Raw genomic sequence first — 23389 nt, forward strand, 5'->3', positions numbered from 1 at the left:
ATAGCGTTTTTTTAATTAAGAATTATAGAGAAAGCAAAATAATGAAAATTGGTATTATTGGTGCAATGGCACAAGAAGTGGAAATTTTACGTAACTTAATGGTTGAGCCTAAAATAACGGAATTAGCAGGCTGTAAAATTTTTGAAGGAAAAATTAACAATACGCGTATTGCGTTACTACAATCGGGCATTGGTAAAGTGTCAGCTGCTATCGGCACAACATTACTTATTCAGCTCACCCAACCTGATATGATTATTAACACAGGTTCTGCCGGTGGATTAGACCCAAACTTAAATGTAGGCGATATTCTCATTTCAACCGAAGTACGCCATCACGATGTTGATGTAACCGCTTTCGGCTATGAAATCGGGCAACTTCCCGCAAATCCTGCCGCATTTGAGCCAAACGAGCAATTAGTCGAAGTTGCCCAAAAAGAAGCGAAAAAAGCAGGCTTCAACGTAGTGTCAGGCTTAATTTGTAGTGGCGATGCCTTTATCAATGGCAAAGAGAAAATTAACGAAATCCGCCAAAATTTCCCAAATGTTGTTGCGGTAGAAATGGAAGCGGCGGCAATTGCTCAAGTTTGTAATGGCTTTGGCGTGCCGTTTGTGATTGTGAGAGCCGTTTCTGATGTGGCAGATAAAGAATCTCATCTGTCATTTGAAGAGTTCCTGCCTTTAACAGCGGAGAAATCCTCTGCTATTGTGTTAGCAATGCTAAATGATATTGACTAACTATTTGCAAAACTTTATCAAAAAATGACCGCTTGTTATCGCTATTTGCGGCAATTTTTTGTAAAATCTCGCTAGTTTTTTGCCTACAAGACAAAATTTGTAGGCATTTTCTTTTTTAATTGTTGAGAGTTATATGAGTGCTACCCCGAATATTGGTTTTATCAGCTTAGGCTGCCCTAAAAATTTAGTTGATTCCGAACGTATTTTAACCGAGCTACGTGCCGACGGTTATAACATCATTCCAAGCTATGAAGATGCTGATTTAGTGATTGTAAACACCTGCGGTTTTATTGATTCTGCAGTGCAAGAATCATTGGAAAGCATTGGCGAAGCCCTAGAAGCAAACGGAAAAGTGATCGTTACAGGCTGTTTAGGAGCAAAAGAGAACCAAATTCGTGAAGTCCACCCGAAAGTGTTGGAAATTACTGGTCCACACAGTTATGAGGCGGTAATGAACCACGTCCATAAATATGTGCCAAAACCTGAGTTCAATCCTTACACTAGCCTTGTACCAAAACAAGGCGTAAAACTCACACCAAAGCATTACGCTTACTTAAAAATTTCAGAAGGCTGTGATCATCGTTGTACATTCTGCATCATTCCGTCAATGCGTGGCGATTTGGCAAGCCGCCCGATTGTGCAAGTATTAGATGAAGCCAAACGTTTAGTCGACGCCGGTGTAAAAGAGTTATTAATTGTCTCTCAAGACACCTCTGCTTACTCATTAGATCGCAAAAAAGAAGAAGCCACTAAAACCGTTTTCTGGAACGGTATGCCGATTAAAAGTAACTTAATCACACTTTGTGAGCAATTAGGTTCAATGGGTGTTTGGGTGCGTTTGCATTATGTGTATCCGTATCCGCACGTAGACGATTTAATCCCGCTAATGGCAGCAGGCAAAATTCTGCCGTATTTGGATATTCCGCTCCAACACGCCAGCCCGAAAATTTTAAAAGCGATGAAACGCCCCGGCTCAATTGAAAGAACTCTAGAGCGTATCAAAAAATGGCGTGAAATCTGCCCTGAATTAACGCTACGTTCCACATTTATTGTTGGCTTTCCGGGTGAAACAGAGGAAGATTTCCAACTGTTACTTGATTTCTTAAAAGAAGCCCAACTTGACCGTGTTGGTTGCTTTAAATTCAGCCCTGTTGAAGGTGCAGTTGCAACCGATATGCCGGATCAAGTGCCGGAAGAGGTAAAAGAAGAACGCTTCCACCGCTTTATGCAGTTACAACAAGAGATTTCCGCTGCACGCTTACAAGCTAAAATCGGTAAAACCTTACCTGTAATCATTGATGAAATTGATGAAGAAGGTATTATCGGGCGTTCAATGGCTGATGCACCGGAAATTGACGGTGTCGTGTATGTTGATAATCTTGAAAATAAAGACGTGAGTGTCGGCCAAATTATTTCAGTAACCATTACCAATGCAGATGAATACGATCTGTGGGGAACCTTGAATTAACTACAAATCCGAGTAAAAAATAAATGCTGCCAGATTTGCAATCTAGCAGCATTTTTTAACCGCTTGTATAAGCCCTTATATTAACCTAAAGCAGCACCACTTAAGCCGATAAAGAAACCTGCAATAGTTGCACTCATTAAGTTCGCTAATGTACCGCCAATTACTGCTTTTAAGCCTAAGCGAGCGATGTCTGAACGGCGATTTGGAGCCATACTGCCAATACCACCAATTAATACCGCAATAGAGCTAATATTAGCGAAACCACATAATGCAAAAGTAATAATTGCTTTGGTTTTATCGCTTAGTTGCACAACTGAATCAGGTTGCAGATACTTGGCAAATTCCAGATAACCTACAAACTCATTTACCGCTAATTTCATACCGATCATCTGCCCTGCAATATCAGCATCTTCCCAAGGCACACCAATAATAAATGCAAGCGGTTGGAAGATGTAGCCCAATAGAATTTGTAGCGTTAAATCTTCACGCCCAAATAAACCACCAATTCCGCCGATAATGCCGTTAAGTAATGCAATCACCGCAATAAAGGCAATTAACATCGCACCAACATTAATCGCTAAAGATACCCCTGAACTTGCACCGTTAGCTAAGGCTTCCACCACATTATTTGGTTTTTCGATTTCAACATTTTCATCAATGGTATCTGAAATGTGTTCATTTTGCGGATACATTAATTTCGCAAATAACAAACCTGCCGGTGCAGCCATAAATGACGCTGCAATTAAGTAAGTTAAAGGCACGCCCATTCCTGCATAACCAGCCATTACAGAACCTGCGATAGATGCTGTTCCACCTACCATCACCGCAAAGAGTTCTGAATCACTCATTCGGCTGATATAAGGTTTTACCACTAATGGAGCTTCAGTTTGTCCAACGAAAATATTCGCTGCCGCAGACATTGATTCCGCCTGTGAAGTGCCGAGTAACTTTTGTAAGCTGCCACCAATAATTTTAATCACCCATTGCATCACGCCAATGTAGTAGAGTAATGAAATCAGTGCAGAGAAGAAGATAATAATCGGTAATACCTTAATGGCGAACACAAAGCCAATACTGCTATTGCTTGGATCAGCTAAGTTACCAAACAAAAATGAAATCCCTTCATTACCGTAATTGATCACCTTACTCACGCCATTTGCGGTGGCAAGTAACGCATCACGCCCTGCTGGCACATACAGAATAAGTGCAGCAAAAGCAATTTGAATGGCTAATGCTCCAAATACGGTTCGCAAATTAATTGCACGTCGATTATTAGACAGTAAAGCCCCAATACCTAATAGGACAAATACGCCGATAATGCTAATGAATATATCCATAGAGAACTCCGTTAGTAGATAGTAATAATTTTGTTTATTCCACACTGTTTGGCAAATGCCGCCAGTTTATCTGTTTGCTCAATGCTTGGTACAAAGCAGGCTAAACCGTCTTCGTCTCTTGCTCCTTTGGTATGTACCCGAATAATTTTGAGCAATACGTTTGGATAAGGCTTAAGTAATTGAGCTACTTTTTCGAGTAAATGATAGGCATCATAAAACTCGTTGAGGTAAACCAAACGCACCTCTTCTACCTTATCAAGCGGTAATAATTTGGCTAAATTTTGCAAATTACGAGCCAAGTTTTCAGGCTTAATATGATTAACGCTTGGAATAACCTGTTCAGGCACTTTGCCGGCTTGATTTTTTCGATCAAAGCAGAGCGTTTGTAAACCGATTCCATCACCTTTAAGATCAAACAGAAATTTATCGGTAACATTAATTAACGGCTCTGTTGCCTCAAAATCAAAAAAGCCACTGCTATCTAAATAACAGGTTAAGCCTTTTCGGCGAAATGCTTCAAACAGCGGAACTAATTTTTTATGATGAATCGTCGGCTCTCCACCCGAAATGGTTACCCCTCGAATAAAAGGCACAGCCTCCATCACTTGATCATATAAGTATTGCAAACTAACCTGTTTTGCTTCTTCCGTATAACGAGAGATTGTTTCCGGATTATGACAATACAAGCAATTTAGCTTACAACCTTGTAGAAAAATACTTGTGCGGTTGCCCTGCCCTTCCACATTAGAAAAGGGAATAATGCGATGCAACGGCACAAAAATATCAGAAAGTGCAGCCATTTTATTGTGCCACAGTTACATTTTCTTCATCACGCAACTGACGGTCGAATACTTTGGCACAATCGTCCGTACCCGCACCATACCAAGTGGTATCACGCAATACGGCTTCGCCTTGACGGTAACGTTCCACCTCACTTTTCTTCACTAAATAACCCGTTACGCGAATTAAATCGGTATTTTTCAAGTAAGTGGTAATGTAGCGATAACCTTGTTCAAATGAGCCATCAATAATATCCACAACGGCATCTAAATGGTCGGTGTAGGTTTGGTCAAACGCAAACAAATCGCCTGTACCCGATGGGAAATATTTGTGGAACGGTGCAGATTGTTTTAAGTGAGCCAATAGCGTTGGTTCTTGACCGACACGAATACGGTGAGCCGGCGTATTCAATTTATCTTCTGCGTGGTTGCTTGCCCCAACTTGAGCGTGTAGTAAATAGTGATCGTTGGTACGTTCTGCATACACACCTTGATGAGCATTATTGACTTCTTGAAGTTTATCCATAATCAGGGTTGCAATTTCATCACCACGCTTGCTCTGTCCGAAGGTTTCGCTTAAACCTTCTTGCTCTAATAAATGATTTACTGCGTCGGCAAGCCCTACAATCGCAAACATACCCGTGAAGTTCGTACGTTTAATAAATCCTTCGTGAACTAAGAAACTACTTTCAAAGAAGTTACTTTCTTCCACCAAGAATTTATGGCGTTTATCCATTGTAGAAAGTGCTAACTTCGCTACTTTTGGTAATAGTTTATTGACCATTTCATCTACCGTTGCACACGCTCGCCCAATCGTCCCCAAACGTAAACGGGTTAAGGTGTAAGCACCGCCACATTCCGGTAAGGCGTTATAACAACTCGCAATGCCGTATTCATCGCCTAAATCTTGGCGGTAGTAGGCATCATTGGCGAAAGAAGGTTTTGAAACCAACAAGCAAGCTTTCGCTGCTAATTCCGCAAATTCACGAGAGGTTTTGGTTTTATCATAACGAATCGTCATATTCGGCGTGGTGTTTTCAAGTTCAATCACAGCTTTTAAGATTAAACGCCCTGCTTTGGTATCATAAGGTCCAATATTAGCGTGGCAGAATGAGTCTGAAATGGTTTTATCGATATGATTTAAGAAACGTTTAATTTTGATGTAATCTTGTTCTTCATCGGTAATAAACGGATCTAATAATTCATCTAAACGCCCGATATAGACAGGGAAAGTGGTAATTGACGGAACGTGAGAGTAGAGAATCAATAACCCGTCCAGCACTTCATCAAGATTGGTTGGCGGTGGTAAATCTAAGAATTTACAACCTTTTTGAATATAAACATTATAATCAGGCAGAATATAACGAGGGCGGTAAATCGCATAACCTTCACACAGATCGCAAATCATCTGATTGTTAATATACGCCCACTCTTCTTCGGTATAACCGAGTAACTCAACGGGGCTAAATAACCGCTCGGCAATATTACCCAAACTCATCAACTTTTGTTGATAAGTTAAATTTTTTGCTTTTACCACATCAAGAATATCTTGTAATGAAGCCTGCATAGCGTTCTCCTTTATTGAATTATCGGGAGGGATTTTAACCAAGCCTAACTAAAATTACTGTGATTTAGATCACAGTTTCTCTTTTATATATCGAAAAAGAATAAGGCAAACGATTGCTTGAATTTGCAAAAAATTCACTTTTTATGACCGCTTGTTTCTCGTCATAAAATTAAGGTGTAAAATACGGTTATGACAACATTTAATATCAGAAAGGAATAAACATAATGGCATATAAACATTTCAATCATCACTATCTGGAAATGCAGGAACATTTTTTATATGTGCCATACTTACATCACCATCGCCGTATTCGGGTATTGCTGCCGAAAGATTATCATCACGAAAAATGGGAAACTTACCCTGTGTTATATATGCACGATGGGCAGAATGTGTTTTACAGCAAAGAGTCTTACTCCGGGCATTCGTGGAAAATTATTCCAACCATTAAATCGCACTCGGAATTACCCAAGATGATTATTGTCGGCATTGATAATGCAGGCAAAGAGCGTTTAAATGAATATGGTCCTTGGAAAACCACAACAGGCTCTACGCCTGAAACCAAAAACGCGGGCGGTTTAGGCGGCGACTATGCAAAATGGGTGGTAGAAACTGTGAAGCCGTTTATTGATATCCATTACCGCACCAAACCACAACGTGAGCATACGTTACTTGCCGGTAGCTCAATGGGAGGCATTATCACAGCTTATATGGGAAGCCGCTACCCCCATATTTTCGGGCATTTAGGCGTATTTTCTCTGGCTTCTTGGTTTAGCGAGCCGGATTTTTTACACTTTACGCACCAGCACCCAATACAACCAAATACCAAGGTGTTTATTCAGGTCGGCACGAATGAAGGCGATGAAATCGACTCACACTTTATCTCCAATATGAACCAAACTTATATTGACTGCTCGTTAAACTATTATCAGTCGCTAATTCGCACCGGTGTGCCACTGGATAACATTCGCCTACGCATTATGGCGAACGAAATCCACCACGAAATGCACTGGGCTGATCATTTTGTCGAGTTTTTACATTTCTCGCTCTTAAAACGCTAAACAGGCTGTGCCGATTGCAACAGGATAAAAGATGAAACTCAACCGAGCCATTGCTGACCGTATTGTAAAACGCACGATGCAGATTATTCCCAATTCCGTCAATGTGATGGATAACGAAGGCGTCATTATTGCCTCCGGCGATACCACTCGTATCGGGCAGCGACATACCGGGGCGGTGTTGGCGTTACGCCAAGATCAAGCGGTCGAAATTGATGAAAATCTTGCAAAACAGTGGCACTATGAAGCAAAAGCGGGCATTAATTTACCGCTACACTATCTCGGTTCTACCGTTGGTGTGGTAGGAATTTCAGGGCAGCCGCAAGAAATTCGCCAATATGCTCAATTAGTGAAAATGGCAGCAGAGCTGATTATGCAACAAGCCTTTGAGCTGGAACAAGAGCGTTGGCAGCGGCGTTATCGTGAAGAATTTGTGCGAGCTTTGCTCAAAGGCACACTCAGCACGGAAGAGATTCACGAACAAGCGGTCTTTTTTGAGCAAGATTTTGCAAAACCGCTCTCGGTTATACTGATTAAAGTGAATACGCCAACGGCTGAGAAATTACAACACTTGATCGATTTCTTTGAGCATCATTTCCCCACCTTGCTCACGGCGGTAATTAGCTTAGATAAAATCGCCTTATTGAATAATTTATCCAATGATAAATCTCTGATTCGCAATACCTTAAATAAACTGGCAGAACCCGAAATATCCTTTAAAACAGTGGTTGGGTTGGCGGTTGAGAATTTATCGCAAACCAACATTTCATATCAAACCGCTCGCCACACCCTCAACTATGCCGAGCAAATCCAAAGTCGCAAGCGGATTATTCATTTTGAAGATTTCAAACTGCCTGCTTTGTTACATAGCTTTAGCCACTCTTGGGAGGCAAAAACCTTACTTGTTCCGTTCCAAGCGTTGCTGAATTCAGATAAAAAACCGGTGCTACTGAAAAGTCTTCGCCACTATTTTTTTGCAAATTGTGATCTGGATCACGCCGCACAAAAATTGTTTATCCACCCAAATACCCTACGCTATCGGTTAGAGAAGATTGAGCAGATTACCGGCTTATCTTTCAATAACATAGAGCAAAAATTTGTGCTTTATCTTGGTGCGGTTTTATCGTAAAAATTGTAGAAAAATACAAAACAAGCGGTCATTTTTAACAAATTTTTTGCAATTTCATATAAAGATTTTTACCGGCAGATCTCTAATAATGGGTTGATTATTCTACAACGAGGAGACTGATTATGTCCGGTATTGCACTTATTCTCACCTTTGTGGTGGCAATCATTATTATGATCTATATGATTGCCAAACTGAAAGTTCACCCTTTCTTGGCGTTAATGTCGATTTCATTGGCATTGGCTCTATTAGCCGGTTTACCGCTGGCGAAAATTCCGTCTATTGTCGGCGAAGGGTTTAGCAACACCTTCAAAAGTATCGGTATCGTCATCATCTTTGGGGCGATTATCGGCACGATTTTAGAAAAAACAGGGGCAGCCCTGAAACTTGCCGATATGGTGGTAAAAGTAGTCGGGCAAAAACGCCCAGAGCTTGCGATGCTGATTATGGGCTGGGTTGTCGGCATTCCTGTGTTCTGTGACAGCGGTTTCGTGGTGTTAAATCCAATCCGTGAAGCGATTCGTAAAAAAATCTTGGCTAACCCAGTTGGAATGGCGGTTGCACTGAGTGCCGGTTTATATGCCGCTCACGTTTTTATTCCTCCGACACCTGGTCCGATTGCAGCAGCGGGTGCAGTAGGATTAAGCCATAACTTATTATTGGTTATCGGAATGGGCGTTGTGGTATCAATTCCTGTGCTAATTGCCAGCTACTTCTTTGCAAAATATATCGGTAAACAAGTCTCGGTTAGCGAAGAAGCGGAAGCGGATAAAATCATCAGCCAAAGTTATGAAGACTTACTGAAACACTATGGAAAATTACCGAGTGGCTTTTTAAGCCTTGCCCCGATTTTTGTACCGATTATCTTAATGGCGTTAGGCTCTATTGCTAAAATCGCAGGTGTAAGTGGTAATTTCGGTACATTCTTACAGTTTGTCGGCAACCCGATTATCGCCTTAGCAGTTGGTGTCGTCTTTGCGATTTTCTTACTGGCTTCGAGCGGTAAAATGGCAGAGTTTGACAGCTTAACCAACGATACCTTGAAATTAGTTGGACCAATCCTATTCATTACCGCAGCAGGTGGCGTGTTAGGTAATGTGATTACTCAAGCAGGTTTTGTGGATTACATCAAACAAAACGCCCACATTATCAGCACCGCAGGCATTTTCTTCCCATTCTTGATTTCAGCTATTTTGAAAACCGCACAAGGCAGCTCAACTGTGGCGATTATTACAACTGCTTCTATTATGGGAATGTTCAACGCCCCAGATTCACTAATGAACGCCTTAGGTTTAACCAGCGAAATGGCGGCAGCTCTAACTGTGATGGCAATTGCCGCAGGCTCAATGTGTGTCTCACACGCCAACGACAGCTATTACTGGGTGGTTACTAACTTTACCAAACTCACGCCGCAACAGGGTTATCGCACACAAACCACGCTAACCTTCATTATGGGCGTGGTTGGTATTCTTACAGTGTATCTACTCTCATTAGTATTATTGTAAGGAAGTATGATGAAGATTGTAATTGCTCCCGATTCATTTAAAGAGAGCTTGACCGCTTTAGAGGTGGCTCAGGCAATTCAAACAGGTTTTTCTCGCATTTTCCCGAATGCTGATTGTGAGCTTGTACCAATGGCAGACGGCGGTGAAGGTTCAGTGCAATCGCTGATTGATGCCACTCAAGGTAATTTGCAAAAAATCAGCGTAAAAGCACCGCTTGCAAACCAAGTTGAAGCGTTTTTCGGGCTATCGGGCGATAAAAAAACTGCCTTTATTGAAATGGCGGCGGCAAGTGGCTTACATCTTGTACCAAACAACAAGCGAAATCCGCTGATTACCACCAGTTATGGTACTGGCGAGCTGATTAAAGCCGCACTCGATTTCGGGGTGGAAAAAATCATTCTCGGCATTGGTGGCAGTGCTACTAACGATGGCGGAGTGGGAATGTTGCAAGCCTTAGGGGCAACATTCCGCAATGCGGAAAAGCAAGAAATCGGCTTCGGGGGCGAAGCGTTAAATCAAATTCAACAGATTGATTTAAGCGGTTTAGATCCACGTTTATCTCAAGTCGCCTTTGAAGTCGCTTGTGATGTGGATAATCCGTTATGTGGCGAGCGTGGGGCTTCCGCCATTTTTGGACCGCAGAAAGGAGCAACACCTGAGATGGTCAAAACCTTAGATAATGCTCTCCGCCATTTTGCTGAGCAAGCTCAGAAACAGCTTGGTGTGAATATTGCCGATACCGCAGGGGCTGGAGCGGCAGGCGGAATGGGGGGCGGATTATTACTGCTACCAAATGTTACACTTCGTTCCGGAGTGAACATTATTATTGAAGCCACTCGTCTTGCCGAAAAAGTAGCAAATGCGGATTTGGTGATTACAGGCGAAGGCAGAATGGACGCTCAATCCATCGCAGGTAAGACCCCGATTGGCGTTGCCAAAACAGCTAAGCAGTTTGACAAGCCAGTGATTGCGATTGTCGGTTGTTTACGAGAAGACTACCCTGTGGTTTATCAACACGGTATTGATGCTGTGTTCCCGATTATCCGACAGTTGGGTAGTCTTGAAGAAACGCTGAAACTCGGTAAAGAAAATCTGATTTCCACCGCAGAGAATGTGGCACGACTTTGGAAAATGGCAGATGCTAAATAAGAAGACTGTCAGAGGGTAAAAAATTGAGTTCTAGCGGATAGTTAGAACTCAATTTCTTTTATAGAGCTTTATTAACTCCAGTATTTATCAATTTCTGCACGAATTGCTTCAGCGGTTTGTTTGCCTTTTTCACCCACTAAAGCACGACCTGCAATAAAGGCTTTCGCATTTTTGATCTCTTTAAACAGATGGATATCTTCCGGCACAATACCACCGGTGATAGATAATTCGATACCTAATGTAGACAGTTGCTTCATTAGCTCAACATCTTCTGTTGTCCAACCTTTACCAGCTAATTCGGCATCGCGTGAACGGTGGTAAATAGCTTGAGTAACACCAAGTTCCACCCACTCTTTGGCATCTTTCTCGACTGTCCAGTTACCATAGATTTCAATTTGAATCTCTTTTTTCACTTTCAATTCTGGGTGGGCAGCATTGAAATCGTCCGCCACTTTTTTACAGGCAGCTTTGGTGGCAGGGTGAGCCGCTGCTGAAACAGTAAGCCAGTCCGCCCCTGCTTCAAACGCCATTTTCGCTAAAATTGCACCACCGTCGGTAGTTTTTAGATCACACACAATGATGTGATTTGGGTGTAATGCACGTAAGGTAGAAATCGCTTTCATACCTTCTGCAAAGGCTAAAATTGTGCCACATTCTATGATTTCTACTAAATTTTCAGCTTGTTTTGCATCCGCAACGGCTTTTTCTAAACTGAGTGAATCTAATGCGATTTGTAGTAAGGGTTTTGACATATTGATATTCCTCTGTGGATTTTAAAATTCATTAATTCTCAACCGTTTAATGCGTTATCAATCATTGCATAAACATTATGAGCAATTCTTCTATCTTCATCATATAAGACTTGAGTAATTTCGATTAAACCTTGCTTTTATTGTTCGGAACAGTCTCAGAAAGAGTATGCAATATAGGTTCATTCTTTATGCCAGTTTGCAACTTTTTGATCAAAGAAGAATAGAATTATTTTTATGTTTAGTGAATAATAACAAATTATGCTTATAATAAATATCTATTTTAGAGGTTATGCTTTTTTCAGCCATTTCATTATGGCAGAATAGTTATTTATTCGATAAACAAAGTAACAGATATAAAGAATTCTTCTGTCATTGAAGACAAGATATCCACTAATTAAATGGATTAGAGATTATTCTAGCTTAGTACAACAAGCGGTTATTTTTTACTAAAATTTTGCAAATACTACTCTCAAGGAAAATTTATGAGAAAACACAAACTCGGTATCTATGAAAAAGCCTTGCCTAAGAATATTTCTTGGCAAGATAGACTTTCTATCGCCAAAGTCTGCGGTTTTGACTTTGTGGAAATGTCGATTGACGAAACAGACGAACGCCTTGCTCGCCTTGATTGGAGCAAAAAAGAGCGTGCTAAATTAGTCAAAACGATCATTAACACCGGGGTAACCATTCCATCAATGTGCTTATCGGGACATCGCCGTTTTCCATTCGGTTCTCGTGATGAAGCCACTCGTCAAAAAGCCTATGAGATTATGGAAAAGGCTATTCAATTAGCAGTTGATCTCGGCATTCGCACCATTCAGCTTGCCGGCTATGATGTCTATTATGAAGAGCAAGACGAAGGCACAATCCAACGCTTCCAAGAAGGCTTGGAATGGGCGGTAGAACTTGCGGCAAGTAACCAAGTAACCATTGCCGTTGAAATTATGGACACCAAATTTATGAGTTCCATCATTCGCTGGAAGAAATGGGACGATATTATCAAATCTCCTTGGTTTACCGTTTATCCGGATTTAGGCAATCTCTCTGCGTGGAATGATAACGTAGCGGAAGAACTTAAATTAGGAATGGATAAAATTTCAGCAATCCATTTGAAAGATACCTACAAAGTAACTGAAACTTGCAAAGGACAATTCCGTGATGTGCCGTTCGGTGATGGTTGCGTGAATTTCCCTGCTTGCTTTAAAACGCTGGCTGAATTAAATTATCGTGGTGCATTTTTAATCGAAATGTGGACAGAAAAAGCAGAAGAGCCAATCGCTGAGATTATTAATGCTCGCCGTTGGATTGAACAAAAAATGACAGAAGGAGGCTTCACGCTATGACTCAATTAACCGAATTAACACCGGCATTACAAGCATTAAGAGAACGTGTTTTAAAAGCAAATTTAGAATTACCAAAACACGGTTTAGTTACTTTCACTTGGGGCAATGTAAGTGAAATCGACCGTGAAACAGGCTTAGTAGCTATCAAACCATCAGGTGTGGAATATGATGCAATGACGGTTGAAGATATTGTGCTTGTTGATTTACAAGGCAACCGTGTATATGGGGATAAAAAGCCATCTTCGGACACAGAAACTCACTTAGAACTTTATCGTGAATTTACAGATATTGGCGGCGTAGTACATACGCATTCACGCAACGCTGTGGGTTGGGCTCAAGCAGGTAAAGATCTGTTAGCACTCGGTACAACACAAGGTGATTATTTCTACGGTGCAATTCCTTGTACCCGTAAAATGACCCCTGAAGAAATTGCAGGTGGATATGAGTTAGAAACAGGTAAAGTGATTGTAGAAACTTTCCGTACCCGTGGCATTGAGCCAATGTCTATTCCGGGAGTTCTGGTACATTCGCACGGTCCATTCACTTGGGGTAAAAACGGACACGATGCGGTGCATAATTCAGTGGTTTTAGAAGAAGTTGCCTATATGAATTTTATCAGCCACCAAGTTCGCCCTGATATTCAGCCGATGCAACAAGAATTGCTAGATAAACACTACCTCCGCAAACACGGTAAAAATGCTTATTACGGGCAATAATTCAAATTAAAAAATCAGCACAGCAATGTGCTGATTTTTTTATAACTAATTTCTATAAAAAAGTAGTTCTAATTCTTTCCCTTTTTATTTTACTTCTCACACAATAGCCTTCATTATCTCCAAAATGTTTATGCGATATGAATTGGACTTATATTTATAACAATATCCCCAAATTTTTAGATGCAGCTTGGCTTACCCTGCAACTCTCGTTTTGGGGAATTTCCCTTTCTCTCTTTTTCGGGTTGATTATTGCCGTTATTATTACTTACAAAATACGACCGCTTGATAGCATTGCAAAAGGTTATATAGAACTTTCTCGTAATACTCCTTTACTTATTCAACTCTTTTTTCTGTACTATGGCTTACCGAAAATAGGGATTAAGTGGGACGGCTTCACTTGTGGTGTTATCGCTTTAGTTTTTCTAGGTTCTAGTTATATGGCAGAAAGCCTACGAGCTGGTTTACAAGCTATTCCCAAAGGACAAACTGAGGCTGCAAAATCTATCGGCTTAAAGCCTTACCAAATCTTCCGATATGTTATTTTCCCACAAGCGTGGGCAGTATCTATTCCAGCCATTGGGGCAAATGTACTCTTTTTAATTAAAGAAACCTCTGTTATTAGTGCTATCGCCGTAGCAGAATTATTATTTGTTACTAAAGATATTATTGGTATGGATTACAAAACCAACGAAGCGTTATTTATGCTATTTATTGCTTATTTAATTATCTTGCTACCAATATCGCTTTTGGTCCGTCATTTTGAAAACAGAGTAAGGAAGGCAAAATATGGGGTTTGATTGGTTATGGGAAGGGCAAAATGCCGCCCGCTTGGCTCAAGGGCTATGGCTAACAGCTAAAATATCCTTTATATCCGTTACACTATCGCTGGTTTTAGGCATATTATTTGGCTTGATTATGCGTTCAAATAGCCTGATTGTACGTGGATTTGCTCGTTTTTACCTTGAAACAATACGCATTGTGCCAATCTTAGTTTGGCTCTTTATGCTCTATTTTGGCATATCAACGTGGTTAGATATTCACATTAGCGGTGTTTGGGTTTGTATATGGGTGTTTACTTTATGGGGAACAGCTGAAATGGGCGATTTGGTACGTGGTGCTTTAGCCTCAATCGAAAAACACCAAATAGAATCCGCAAAAGCAATCAGTTTAACCCGTATGCAGATTTTCCGCCACATTGAATTACCACAGGGTACTCGCCGTCTGTTGCCAAGTGCGATTAATCTATTTACTCGAATGATTAAAACCAGCTCACTCGCCGCACTCATTGGTGTTATTGAAGTAGTAAAAGTAGGACAACAGATTATTGAAAATTCCCTTCTTACCAGCCCTAATGCGTCATTTTTTGTCTATGGGCTAATTTTCGTGCTCTATTTCTTAATTTGCTATCCACTTTCATTATTGGCGAACAAATTAGAACATAGGTGGGAGAGTTAATTACTGTGCAATATTCAATTTAACATCAAGCCCTTTAAGTGCATCTTGCACATTTTCAAACAATCCGTTATCACAAATAATTTGATCAAATACGGTTAAAGGACAAACAAAAAAAGTAGCAATTTTGCCGTATTTTGATGAGTCGGTAACTAAAATATTTTGTTTTGATGATTGTAATATCGCTTTTTTTACGGGAATTTTATTTTCATTTGGCGTTGTTAAACCTTTTAAACTCCAAGATGAGGTTGAAATAAAGGCAATATCAATAGAAAGATTCTTAAGAAACTCTGCAGCAAGTGAACCTGTTGTTGAGAAATTTTCTTTACAAACACTTCCACCTATATGAATTAAATCACACTTTCCTGCATTACTAAGATAATGAGCTATTACAAAGTCGTTTGTAATAACCAGTAGGTCTTTTCTATCTGCTATTTGATGAGCAATTTCTAATGTGGTAGTTCCTGCATCAAGATACACCGTAGTGTGATCTGAAATAAGCTTTGCAGCTAAAGTCCCAATGGCGGATTTTTCATCGTGAAACAAACTTGATTTATCACTATGCGGTAGCTCAGCCGCTAATCGCTCAACGGATTGAGCCCCCCCTGAAACTAACGAAATCCTGCCTTCATCTTCAAGTTTTTGAATATCGCGGCGGATAGTCATATGCGACACATTTAACTTATCTGCCAAAAATTGAATACTAGCCACCCCATTATTATTGATAAATTGCAATATTTTCTGTTGTCGTTCTATAGGAATCATTTTTTCGCCTAATTTTAGTTGTTGTTACAAATTATATCAGATTTAGCCCACAAAATTAAAATCACAAAATTTAACATTAATTGTTAAATTTTGTGATCGCTATCACAGATTTTATCTTTTCTATTGGTTAATATACGCCCATCAAGTTCATTAATTTATTTGAGGAAATAAACAATGAGTCAAAAATATAGCGTTGCCGTTATCGGCTTAGGTGCAATGGGTATGGGTGCGGCGAAATCTTGTATCGCAGCAGGTTTAGACACCTACGGTGTAGATTTAAATCCAACCTACTTAGAAACCTTAAAAGCAGCAGGTGCAAAAGGCGTTGGTAATAGTGCAATTGAATTTGCATCAGATTTAGATGCAGTTTTATTATTAGTTGTGAATGCAAACCAAGTAAATGCAGTATTATTCGGCGAGAATGGCTTAGCACAACATTTGAATAAAGGTACTGTCGTAATGGTTTCATCTACCATTTCTGCACAAGATGCGAAAGATATTTCACATAAATTAACAAATTTAGACTTAATTATGTTAGATGCTCCTGTTTCAGGTGGTGCAGCTAAAGCCGCACAAGGCGAAATGACGGTTATGGCATCAGGTTCTGCACAAGCATTTGAGAAATTAAAACCTGTTTTAGATGCCGTTGCAGGCAAAGTATACAACATCGGCGAAGAAATTGGCTTAGGTGCAACGGTGAAAATTATTCACCAACTATTAGCTGGTGTACATATTGCCGCAGGTGCAGAAGCAATGGCATTAGCGGCTCGTGCAGGTATTCCACTTGATTTAATGTATGACGTAGTGACTAACGCCGCAGGTAATTCTTGGATGTTTGAAAACCGTATGAAACACGTCGTTGATGGCGACTACACTCCGCTTTCAATGGTAGATATTTTCGTGAAAGATTTAGGCTTAGTGAACGACACCGCAAAATCATTACGCTTCCCGCTGCATTTAGCAAGTACGGCTTACTCAATGTTTACCGAAGCAAGTAACGCAGGTTATGGCAAGGAAGATGATAGTGCGGTGATCAAAATTTTCAGCGGGATTGAGTTGCCGAAAAAAGGAGACAACTAATGCTAGGCATTATTGCAGATGATTTTACCGGTGCGAGCGACATTGCGAGCTTCTTGGTTGAAAACGGTTTACGCACTGTACAGATGAACGGTGTACCTAAAGTAGCATTAAATGGTGAAGTTGATGCGATTGTCATTAGCTTGAAATCTCGCTCAAACCCTGTTGATGAAGCGATTGCACAATCTTTATCTGCTCTTGAATGGTTAAAACAAAACGGTTGCACACAATTCTATTTTAAGTATTGCTCAACTTTCGACAGTACCGAAAAAGGCAATATCGGACCAGTTACCGATGCATTAATGGCAGCGTTAGAGACCGATTTCACGGTAGTAACACCTGCTCTACCAGTAAATGGTCGTACGATCTTTAACGGCTACTTATTTGTCGGCGATGTATTGTTGAGCGAATCAGGTATGCGTAACCACCCGATTACCCCGATGAAAGATGCCAACTTAGTGCGTTTAATGGACGCTCAATCTCAAGGTAAAACGGGTTTAGTAGCCTATGCTGATGTTATTCAAGGGACAGAGCGTGTAAGAGCTCGTTTCGCTGAATTAAAAGCACAAGGCTACAAATATGCTGTTGTAGATGCAGCGGACAACTCACAACTTACGGTACTTGCAGAAGCCATAGCTGATTTCAAATTAGTAACAGGTGGATCAGGCTTAGGGGCTTATATGGCAGCTTACCGTTCAGGTGGCAAGAAAGGCACGAATGCATTTGTGCCAAGCAAAGGCAAAACCGTTGTACTTTCTGGTTCTTGTTCTGTAATGACTAACAGCCAAGTAACCGCTTATAAACAACAAGCTCCAAGCTATTTCTTAGAAGCAGAAAAAGCGATTAACGACCCGAACTATGTAGAAGAAATCTATCAATGGGTTATTGGGAATTTAGATGGTGAATTAGCTCCTTTGGTTTATGCCACAGTGCCGCCGGAAAAACTCAAAGAGATCCAAAGCCAATTCGGTGGCGATAAAGCCAGCCACGCAATTGAAAATACCTTTGCCAAACTAGCAGAAAAATTACAAACAGCAGGTGTAACCAACTTTATTACTGCCGGTGGAGAAACCTCTAGCATTGTAGTTCAACAGCTTGGATTTAGTGGTTTCCACATCGGTAAGCAAATTGCACCGGGTGTACCGTGGTTACAAGCGGTCGAAAAACCAATTTTTCTTGCATTGAAATCTGGAAATTTCGGAAAAGAAGATTTCTTCTCTTATGCACAAGGAATGTACCAATGACAGAACAAGAACAAAAAATTGAAATGGTAAATCTCGCTCGTTCTTTATTTGAGCGAGGCTATACGGTAGGTGGAGCAGGCAATCTTTCTGTTCGTTTAGATGAAAATCGTATTTTAGTTACTCCAACAGGTTCATCACTAGGACGGCTACAGGCTGAGCGTCTTTCAGTGCTAGATATGGAAGGGAATGTACTTGAGGGTGATAAACCTTCTAAGGAATCGATTTTTCACTTGGCGATGTACCGAAAAAATCCAAATTGCAAAGCAATCGTGCATCTACATTCCACTTATTTAACAGCACTTTCTTGCTTAGAAAATCTGGACACAGACAATGCAATGAAAGCCTTCACACCATACTATGTAATGCGTGTTGGAAAATTGCCCGTTATTCCTTACTACCGACCGGGCGATAGCAATATTGCGAGAGAATTAGGCGAAAGAGCCTTAGATGGTAAAGCCTTTTTACTGGCAAATCACGGTGTTGTGGTAACTGGTTCAGATTTAGTTGATGCAGTAGACAACACCGAAGAGCTGGAAGAAACCGCCAAACTTCATTTTATTCTACAAGGTCAGAAGGTTCGTTATCTCACTGATGACGAAGTGAATGACCTAAAAAACAGAGGAAAATAAAATGCCTAAATTTGCAGCAAATTTAACGATGATGTTTAACGAAGTGCCGTTTTTAGATCGTTTTGAGGCGGCAGCAAAAGCAGGATTTAAGTATGTTGAATACCTTTGGCCTTATGACTATCCAGCTGAAGAACTTAAAGCCAAGCTAGAACAATACGGCTTAAAGCAAGTGCTATTTAACACCGCAGCAGGCGATGTTTCTAAGGGCGAGTGGGGTGTTTCGGCAATCCCGGGGCGTGAAGCAGACAGCCATCGTGATATTGATTTGGCATTGGAATATGCTCTCGCATTAGGTTGTGAAAATGTGCACGTTATGGCAGCGGTTGTGCCGGAAGGAGAAGCTCGTGAAGCTTATAAACAGACTTTCATCAAAAATGTGCAATATGCCGCAGATAAATTTAAACCTCACGGCATTAAGGTGTTATTAGAAGCACTTAGCCCTGAAGTAAAACCAAACTATCTGCTAAAAAGCCAGTTTGATACGTTGGAAATTGTAGAAGCTGTTAATCGAGACAATGTATTTGTTCAGCTTGATTATTTCCACGCACAGAATGTGGACGGCAATCTTTCTCGTTTAACCGATAAATTAAACGGCAGATTTGCTCATATTCAGATTGCATCTGTGCCGGATAGACACGAGCCTGATGAAGGCGAAATTAACTACGAATACATTTTCAACAAACTTGATGAAATCGGTTATGACGGCTATGTGGGTTGTGAATATAAACCAAGAGCGGAAACAACCGCAGGATTAGGTTGGTTCGAGCAATATAAATAGAGGATAGATAAAATGAATATCGTCATTACAGGTGGAGCAGGCTTTTTAGGACAACGCCTTGCAAAAACCTTATTAACTCAGCATTCAGACAAAATTGAAGAATTGGTGTTAGTGGATGTTATTAAACCAACCGCACCCAATAATGACTCTCGTGTACGTTGTTTAGAAATGGATTTAAGAAATCCTGAAGGTTTAGATGCAATTATTACCGAAAAAACGACCGCTATTTTTCATTTAGCTGCGATTGTCAGTAGCCACGCAGAGCAAGATCCTGATTTAGGTTATGAAATCAATTTCTTAGCTACTCGTAATCTATTAGAAATCTGTCGTAAAAATAACCCGAATATTCGCTTTATTTTCTCCAGCTCATTAGCGGTATTTGGTGGTGAGCTACCAGATGTAATCACTAATGACACAGCAGTTACACCACAATCAACTTATGGCTCACAGAAAGCAATGTGTGAATTGCTCATCAATGACTACTCTCGCAAGGGTTTTGTTGATGGCATTGTGCTTCGCTTACCTACAATTTGTATCCGCCCGGGTAAACCTAATAAAGCAGCTTCCTCTTTTGTAAGCGGTATTATCCGTGAACCTTTACACGGGGAAGAGGCTATCTGCCCTGTATCAGGCTCATTACGTTTATGGCTTTCCAGCCCGAATACAGTAATTAATAACTTTATCCACGCATTAACTTTACCTAGCTTGCCACCACGCGACTGGCACGTGATTAATCTACCGGGTTTCACGGTAAGCGTAGAGCAAATGCTATCTGATTTAGTTTCAATAAAAGGAGAACAAATCTTAGATAAAATCCAATTCAAGTTTGATGAAAATATTAACAATATCGTTGCCAGCTGGCCGGTTGAGATAGATAAAACTATAGCTCTTAAACTTGGCTTTACGGCAGATAACAACTTCAAAGAAGTCATCCAACAATTTATTCAATATGATATGTAATTAGGAGCAATTCTATGTTTGGCTTACCCATTCCGATTATCGGACTATTGATTGCCGTTTTTGTCTTAGTCTATTTAGTATTAAAAACTCGTGTTCACGCATTTATTGCAATGTTAATTGCCTCCGCTATTGCTGGTCTTATAGGCGGAATGTCCGTAAATGATACTTTAGGTGCAATCAGTAAAGGTTTTGGCGGCACATTAGGTGGTATCGGTATTGTTATCGGCTTGGGTGTAATGATGGGTAGTGTGCTTGAAGTTTCTGGTGCAGCAGAAAAAATGGCATATAGCTTTATCAAAATGTTAGGTAAGAAAAAAGAAGAATGGGCATTAGCAATCACAGGCTATGTGGTAAGTATCCCTATCTTCGTAGATTCTGCTTTTGTTATTCTCTATCCTGTGGCTAAAGCATTAGCGAAAAATGGTAAACGTTCACTTTTAACCTTAGGAGTTGCTCTTGCTGGTGGCTTAGTAGTAACTCACCACACTGTACCACCAACACCAGGTCCATTAGGTGTTGCAGGACTGTTTAATGTTGATCTTGGCTTAATGCTATTAGTCGGTATGGCAATGGCAGTATTACCTGTAATTGGTATCGTTCTGTATGCTAAATGGTTAGATAAAAAATACCCAGAGTTCAACCAACAAGTTTTCACTCAAGAAGAGTTAAAACAAAAATTTGATGACTACATCGAAAGCCGTGAGAAGAAAAACTTACCAAGTTTAGGTTTATCTTTATTACCTATCGTGCTTCCTATTGCCCTAATTTTCATTAAAGCAATGTTTGATTTAGCGGCAAAAGGCAATACGGAATTAGCTCAATCAGCTGTCTATCAATTCTTCGCTTTCGTTGGTCATCCGATGATTGCACTTGCGTTAAGTGTATTAGTTGCTGTTTATACACTTCTTCCAAATACTGATAGAAATACAACTGCACTTCATCTTGAAGAAGGGGTTAAAACTGCAGGTATTATCTTATTAGTAACCGGTGCTGGCGGTGCGTTGGGTGCAGTATTGCGTGATAGCGGTGCAGGTAAACAATTAGCAGAACAAATTGCACAATTACCGATTTCTCCAATCTTAATTCCGTTCATTGTTTCTACAATGGTTCGTTTTATTCAAGGTTCTGGTACAGTTGCAATGATTACAGCAGCGTCTATTTCCGCTCCAATCTTAGCTCAAATTCCGGGCGTGAATATGTTATTAGCAGCACAAGCGGCAACAATGGGTTCACTCTTCTTCGGTTACTTTAACGACAGCTTATTCTGGGTGGTAAACCGAATGATGGGCATCAACGATGTGAAAAAACAGATGATTGTTTGGTCTGTACCAACCACTATTGCGTGGGGTATCGGCGGCATTAGCGTTATTCTAGCTAACCTTGTTTGGGGTAACGATGGTTCATTATTTGACCTTGCGTTCCCTGTTGGAGTGATGGTAATTATCGCAATCTATATCAAATCTCAAAATAAAACCTTAAATAAGTAATGAACTGATAAATAGACTATGAGAACAATCTCATAGTCTATTTTTTTATATATAAGGAAATATTATGAAAAACCTCTCTCTTCTTGCTGGTCTAGCATTCTCTACTTTCTTATACGCAGCCGATGAAGTTAAACCTAACGGAGCGGTAAATATTACTCTACTTGCCGAAATCACTCCTCAAGGCCAAAAAATTAACGGTTTAGCATTGGAATACCCTGAAAATGTGTTATCGGGTAGCGATCTTCGTCAGCTTTATCAAGTCAAAACCAGTTTAGATAATGCGGAAAAAGAAAACCGTTCGGTCCTAAAAGCCTATGTAAATAGTGAGCCGAAAACCACAAACCTTCCGAAAGCCGGTAAGTATATTATTATTGAATTAGATACCACAGATAAAAATGCTGTGCCATATAGCCTAAAAGAAGCTAACAAAGAGCCAATGAAATTCAAAGCTAAAGAGGCAAACGGCAAAATTGTAGAAAGTGAGAGGGTACAAGCGGTCAGAATTCCTGAATTTTTTGCAAATCGCTTAGCTTATTCGGTGGAACAAAGAGGATTACTAAAATTAACGAATGGATCAACCTTAGGTAAGGCAGAATGGACACAAACCGCTGAGCCTGAAAAAATCAAAACAACTTACCTTGACGAGTTCGTGGCAAAACAGATTAGCTTAGATAATCCAAAAAATAAGCTGAACTATCGCCTCTATTCGCCTTTGCAAAAAAATGATGAAAAATACCCGCTTGTCATTTTCCTACACGGTTCAGGGCAGGTTGGTTCAGATAATCTTGCTCATTTAATTTCGAGTAAAGGGGCAATTGCAACCTTGCCTTATGAACCAAGTTTTGTGTTAGCTCCGCAATATGACCAAGTCTTTGACCCATTTGATAGTGCAGAAAAAGGACAAAAAGGCGGTATTCATTGGCAGACGGAAAACCGTATCAATCTCGTATTCAAAATGATTGATGAAACTATCAAAGCCAATCCACAAATTGATACTAACCGCATCTACGTGAACGGTTTATCTCGTGGGGCAGAGGGCGGACTAAATCTGTTACTCGCCCGCCCGAATTTCTTTGCTGGAGCTTTATTGATGAGCGGACGTGAAGCCTACACCAATGAGTGGGTGGACGGCAATGCAACTAAAGCGAATTTGGCGGCGATTAAAGACCTCCCCATCTGGTTCTTCCATAGCAAAGAAGACAAAGTTTCACCTGTGAAAGGTTCTCGCATCAACTACCAAATTTTAAGCGAGCAACTTAACGCCCCTAATGTGAAATATACCGAATTCAGCTTTGAGCAAGCCGGCGACAATGGTATTGTTAATAACAATCCTCATAATACTTGGGACGCTGTCTATAACAGTCCTGAAATTATTGAGTGGCTACTTCAACAAAAACGCCAGTAATTTGAGGTTATCATTCATAAAATAAAATCAATCTTAAGGTTAGGTAACAGTTCTGTTACCT

The 23389-nt window shown here is 40.4% G+C and carries 22 protein-coding genes; 17 read left to right on the forward strand and 5 right to left on the reverse strand.

The features are described from left to right. The first annotated feature begins 41 nt into the window (after nucleotides 1-41). Together mtnN and rimO are read left to right on the forward strand one after the other, a co-directional pair. Nucleotides 42-734 carry a 5'-methylthioadenosine/S-adenosylhomocysteine nucleosidase gene (mtnN, locus tag ICJ55_RS01760; RefSeq protein ID WP_188157076.1) on the forward strand — a complete coding sequence of 231 codons (693 nt, stop codon included), beginning with the start codon at nucleotides 42-44 and terminating at the stop codon, nucleotides 732-734. Between the two features lie 133 nt (nucleotides 735-867). Next, nucleotides 868-2202 (forward strand): 30S ribosomal protein S12 methylthiotransferase RimO, encoded by a 1335-nt coding sequence (gene rimO / locus ICJ55_RS01765; protein ID WP_188157077.1) that lies wholly within the window; start codon nucleotides 868-870, stop codon nucleotides 2200-2202. Nucleotides 2203-2282: 80 nt separating this feature from the next. On the opposite strand, the gene ICJ55_RS01770 is transcribed toward rimO, so the two are convergent. The 3 genes from ICJ55_RS01770 to ICJ55_RS01780 are packed head-to-tail and all read right to left on the reverse strand — an operon-like array spanning nucleotide 2283 to nucleotide 5885. Further along, nucleotides 2283-3539: a NupC/NupG family nucleoside CNT transporter gene (locus ICJ55_RS01770; RefSeq protein ID WP_188157078.1), complete on the reverse strand. Its 1257-nt coding sequence runs from the start codon at nucleotides 3537-3539 to the stop codon at nucleotides 2283-2285. Between the two features lie 11 nt (nucleotides 3540-3550). Then, nucleotides 3551-4339, reverse strand: a complete 789-nt coding sequence (locus ICJ55_RS01775) for a 4Fe-4S cluster-binding domain-containing protein (RefSeq protein ID WP_188157079.1) — start codon at nucleotides 4337-4339, stop codon at nucleotides 3551-3553. Between the two features lies 1 nt (nucleotide 4340). Continuing rightward, nucleotides 4341-5885 (reverse strand): YjjI family glycine radical enzyme, encoded by a 1545-nt coding sequence (locus ICJ55_RS01780; RefSeq protein ID WP_188157080.1) that lies wholly within the window; start codon nucleotides 5883-5885, stop codon nucleotides 4341-4343. A 224-nt stretch (nucleotides 5886-6109) separates the two neighbouring features. Between ICJ55_RS01780 and ICJ55_RS01785 the strand changes: the two genes are divergently transcribed. The 4 genes from ICJ55_RS01785 (at nucleotide 6110) to ICJ55_RS01800 (ending at nucleotide 10720) form a co-directional block, all read left to right on the forward strand. Continuing rightward, the gene (locus tag ICJ55_RS01785; protein ID WP_188157081.1) at nucleotides 6110-6943 is read left to right on the forward strand and encodes an alpha/beta hydrolase; all 834 of its coding nucleotides are present in this window, start codon (nucleotides 6110-6112) and stop codon (nucleotides 6941-6943) included. A gap of 31 nt (nucleotides 6944-6974) precedes the next feature. Beyond that, entirely contained in the window at nucleotides 6975-8069 is a 1095-nt protein-coding gene (locus ICJ55_RS01790) for a CdaR family transcriptional regulator (RefSeq protein ID WP_188157082.1), read from the forward strand. A 122-nt stretch (nucleotides 8070-8191) separates the two neighbouring features. Next, nucleotides 8192-9571, forward strand: coding sequence for a GntP family permease (locus tag ICJ55_RS01795; RefSeq protein ID WP_025218225.1), 1380 nt, complete (start codon nucleotides 8192-8194; stop codon nucleotides 9569-9571). Between the two features lie 9 nt (nucleotides 9572-9580). Further along, nucleotides 9581-10720, forward strand: a complete 1140-nt coding sequence (locus tag ICJ55_RS01800; protein WP_188157667.1) for a glycerate kinase — start codon at nucleotides 9581-9583, stop codon at nucleotides 10718-10720. Between the two features lie 71 nt (nucleotides 10721-10791). Here ICJ55_RS01800 and ICJ55_RS01805 read toward each other — a convergent pair whose 3' ends face one another. Then, complete coding sequence (locus tag ICJ55_RS01805) at nucleotides 10792-11472, reverse strand: 3-keto-L-gulonate-6-phosphate decarboxylase UlaD (protein WP_188157083.1); 681 nt, start codon at nucleotides 11470-11472, stop codon at nucleotides 10792-10794. 482 nt (nucleotides 11473-11954) lie between these two features. On the opposite strand from ICJ55_RS01805, the gene ICJ55_RS01810 reads away from it, so the two are divergent. The 4 genes from ICJ55_RS01810 (at nucleotide 11955) to ICJ55_RS01825 (ending at nucleotide 14986) form a co-directional block, all read left to right on the forward strand. After that, nucleotides 11955-12815, forward strand: a complete 861-nt coding sequence (locus ICJ55_RS01810) for an L-ribulose-5-phosphate 3-epimerase (protein WP_188157084.1) — start codon at nucleotides 11955-11957, stop codon at nucleotides 12813-12815. Then, a complete protein-coding gene (locus ICJ55_RS01815) occupies nucleotides 12812-13531 on the forward strand; it encodes an L-ribulose-5-phosphate 4-epimerase (protein WP_188157085.1) in 720 nt (239 codons plus the stop codon). The genes ICJ55_RS01810 and ICJ55_RS01815 overlap by 4 nt, the downstream gene beginning before the upstream one ends. Before the next feature lie 137 nt (nucleotides 13532-13668). Further along, entirely contained in the window at nucleotides 13669-14328 is a 660-nt protein-coding gene (locus ICJ55_RS01820) for an amino acid ABC transporter permease (protein WP_188157086.1), read from the forward strand. Next, nucleotides 14318-14986, forward strand: a complete 669-nt coding sequence (locus ICJ55_RS01825; protein ID WP_188157087.1) for an amino acid ABC transporter permease — start codon at nucleotides 14318-14320, stop codon at nucleotides 14984-14986. Before ICJ55_RS01820 ends, ICJ55_RS01825 begins: the two co-directional genes overlap by 11 nt. Here the strand turns inward: ICJ55_RS01825 and ICJ55_RS01830 are convergent, their stop codons facing one another. Then, nucleotides 14987-15748, reverse strand: a complete 762-nt coding sequence (locus ICJ55_RS01830; RefSeq protein WP_188157088.1) for a DeoR/GlpR family DNA-binding transcription regulator — start codon at nucleotides 15746-15748, stop codon at nucleotides 14987-14989. A 174-nt stretch (nucleotides 15749-15922) separates the two neighbouring features. Between ICJ55_RS01830 and ltnD the strand changes: the two genes are divergently transcribed. The 7 genes from ltnD (at nucleotide 15923) to ICJ55_RS01865 (ending at nucleotide 23328) form a co-directional block, all read left to right on the forward strand. Beyond that, nucleotides 15923-16828, forward strand: coding sequence for an L-threonate dehydrogenase (gene ltnD, locus ICJ55_RS01835; protein WP_188157089.1), 906 nt, complete (start codon nucleotides 15923-15925; stop codon nucleotides 16826-16828). Further along, nucleotides 16828-18069 (forward strand): 3-oxo-tetronate kinase, encoded by a 1242-nt coding sequence (otnK, locus tag ICJ55_RS01840; protein WP_188157090.1) that lies wholly within the window; start codon nucleotides 16828-16830, stop codon nucleotides 18067-18069. The genes ltnD and otnK overlap by 1 nt, the downstream gene beginning before the upstream one ends. Beyond that, nucleotides 18066-18698, forward strand: a complete 633-nt coding sequence (gene otnC / locus ICJ55_RS01845; protein WP_188157091.1) for a 3-oxo-tetronate 4-phosphate decarboxylase — start codon at nucleotides 18066-18068, stop codon at nucleotides 18696-18698. Before otnK ends, otnC begins: the two co-directional genes overlap by 4 nt. A 1-nt stretch (nucleotide 18699) precedes the next feature. After that, nucleotides 18700-19476: a 2-oxo-tetronate isomerase gene (otnI, locus tag ICJ55_RS01850; protein WP_188157092.1), complete on the forward strand. Its 777-nt coding sequence runs from the start codon at nucleotides 18700-18702 to the stop codon at nucleotides 19474-19476. Nucleotides 19477-19488: 12 nt separating this feature from the next. Beyond that, nucleotides 19489-20436 carry a D-erythronate dehydrogenase gene (gene denD / locus ICJ55_RS01855; RefSeq protein ID WP_188157093.1) on the forward strand — a complete coding sequence of 316 codons (948 nt, stop codon included), beginning with the start codon at nucleotides 19489-19491 and terminating at the stop codon, nucleotides 20434-20436. Between the two features lie 14 nt (nucleotides 20437-20450). Further along, nucleotides 20451-21923 (forward strand): GntT/GntP/DsdX family permease, encoded by a 1473-nt coding sequence (locus ICJ55_RS01860; protein WP_188157094.1) that lies wholly within the window; start codon nucleotides 20451-20453, stop codon nucleotides 21921-21923. Between the two features lie 64 nt (nucleotides 21924-21987). Next, nucleotides 21988-23328 carry a carboxylesterase family protein gene (locus tag ICJ55_RS01865; protein ID WP_188157095.1) on the forward strand — a complete coding sequence of 447 codons (1341 nt, stop codon included), beginning with the start codon at nucleotides 21988-21990 and terminating at the stop codon, nucleotides 23326-23328. Nucleotides 23329-23389: the final 61 nt, after the last annotated feature.

Source organism: Mannheimia bovis, from assembly GCF_014541205.1.
GTDB classification, from domain to species: Bacteria; Pseudomonadota; Gammaproteobacteria; order Enterobacterales; family Pasteurellaceae; genus Mannheimia; species Mannheimia bovis.

Bases quoted from the DNA above. Each gene is read 5' to 3' on its own strand.
- ICJ55_RS01825 (WP_188157087.1), top strand. From the start codon at position 14,318: ATGGGGTTTGATTGGTTATGGGAAGGGCAAAATGCCGCCCGCTTGGCT.
- ICJ55_RS01805 (WP_188157083.1), bottom strand. From the start codon at position 11,472: ATGTCAAAACCCTTACTACAAATCGCATTAGATTCACTCAGTTTAGAA.
- ICJ55_RS01795 (WP_025218225.1), top strand. From the start codon at position 8,192: ATGTCCGGTATTGCACTTATTCTCACCTTTGTGGTGGCAATCATTATT.
- ICJ55_RS01790 (WP_188157082.1), top strand. From the start codon at position 6,975: ATGAAACTCAACCGAGCCATTGCTGACCGTATTGTAAAACGCACGATG.
- ICJ55_RS01780 (WP_188157080.1), bottom strand. From the start codon at position 5,885: ATGCAGGCTTCATTACAAGATATTCTTGATGTGGTAAAAGCAAAAAAT.
- ICJ55_RS01770 (WP_188157078.1), bottom strand. From the start codon at position 3,539: ATGGATATATTCATTAGCATTATCGGCGTATTTGTCCTATTAGGTATT.
- rimO (WP_188157077.1), top strand. From the start codon at position 868: ATGAGTGCTACCCCGAATATTGGTTTTATCAGCTTAGGCTGCCCTAAA.
- ICJ55_RS01865 (WP_188157095.1), top strand. From the start codon at position 21,988: ATGAAAAACCTCTCTCTTCTTGCTGGTCTAGCATTCTCTACTTTCTTA.
- ICJ55_RS01860 (WP_188157094.1), top strand. From the start codon at position 20,451: ATGTTTGGCTTACCCATTCCGATTATCGGACTATTGATTGCCGTTTTT.
- ICJ55_RS01785 (WP_188157081.1), top strand. From the start codon at position 6,110: ATGGCATATAAACATTTCAATCATCACTATCTGGAAATGCAGGAACAT.
- ICJ55_RS01810 (WP_188157084.1), top strand. From the start codon at position 11,955: ATGAGAAAACACAAACTCGGTATCTATGAAAAAGCCTTGCCTAAGAAT.
- otnI (WP_188157092.1), top strand. From the start codon at position 18,700: ATGCCTAAATTTGCAGCAAATTTAACGATGATGTTTAACGAAGTGCCG.
- ICJ55_RS01775 (WP_188157079.1), bottom strand. From the start codon at position 4,339: ATGGCTGCACTTTCTGATATTTTTGTGCCGTTGCATCGCATTATTCCC.
- ICJ55_RS01820 (WP_188157086.1), top strand. From the start codon at position 13,669: ATGAATTGGACTTATATTTATAACAATATCCCCAAATTTTTAGATGCA.
- mtnN (WP_188157076.1), top strand. From the start codon at position 42: ATGAAAATTGGTATTATTGGTGCAATGGCACAAGAAGTGGAAATTTTA.
- otnK (WP_188157090.1), top strand. From the start codon at position 16,828: ATGCTAGGCATTATTGCAGATGATTTTACCGGTGCGAGCGACATTGCG.
- ICJ55_RS01815 (WP_188157085.1), top strand. From the start codon at position 12,812: ATGACTCAATTAACCGAATTAACACCGGCATTACAAGCATTAAGAGAA.
- ICJ55_RS01800 (WP_188157667.1), top strand. From the start codon at position 9,581: ATGAAGATTGTAATTGCTCCCGATTCATTTAAAGAGAGCTTGACCGCT.
- ICJ55_RS01830 (WP_188157088.1), bottom strand. From the start codon at position 15,748: ATGATTCCTATAGAACGACAACAGAAAATATTGCAATTTATCAATAAT.
- ltnD (WP_188157089.1), top strand. From the start codon at position 15,923: ATGAGTCAAAAATATAGCGTTGCCGTTATCGGCTTAGGTGCAATGGGT.
- denD (WP_188157093.1), top strand. From the start codon at position 19,489: ATGAATATCGTCATTACAGGTGGAGCAGGCTTTTTAGGACAACGCCTT.
- otnC (WP_188157091.1), top strand. From the start codon at position 18,066: ATGACAGAACAAGAACAAAAAATTGAAATGGTAAATCTCGCTCGTTCT.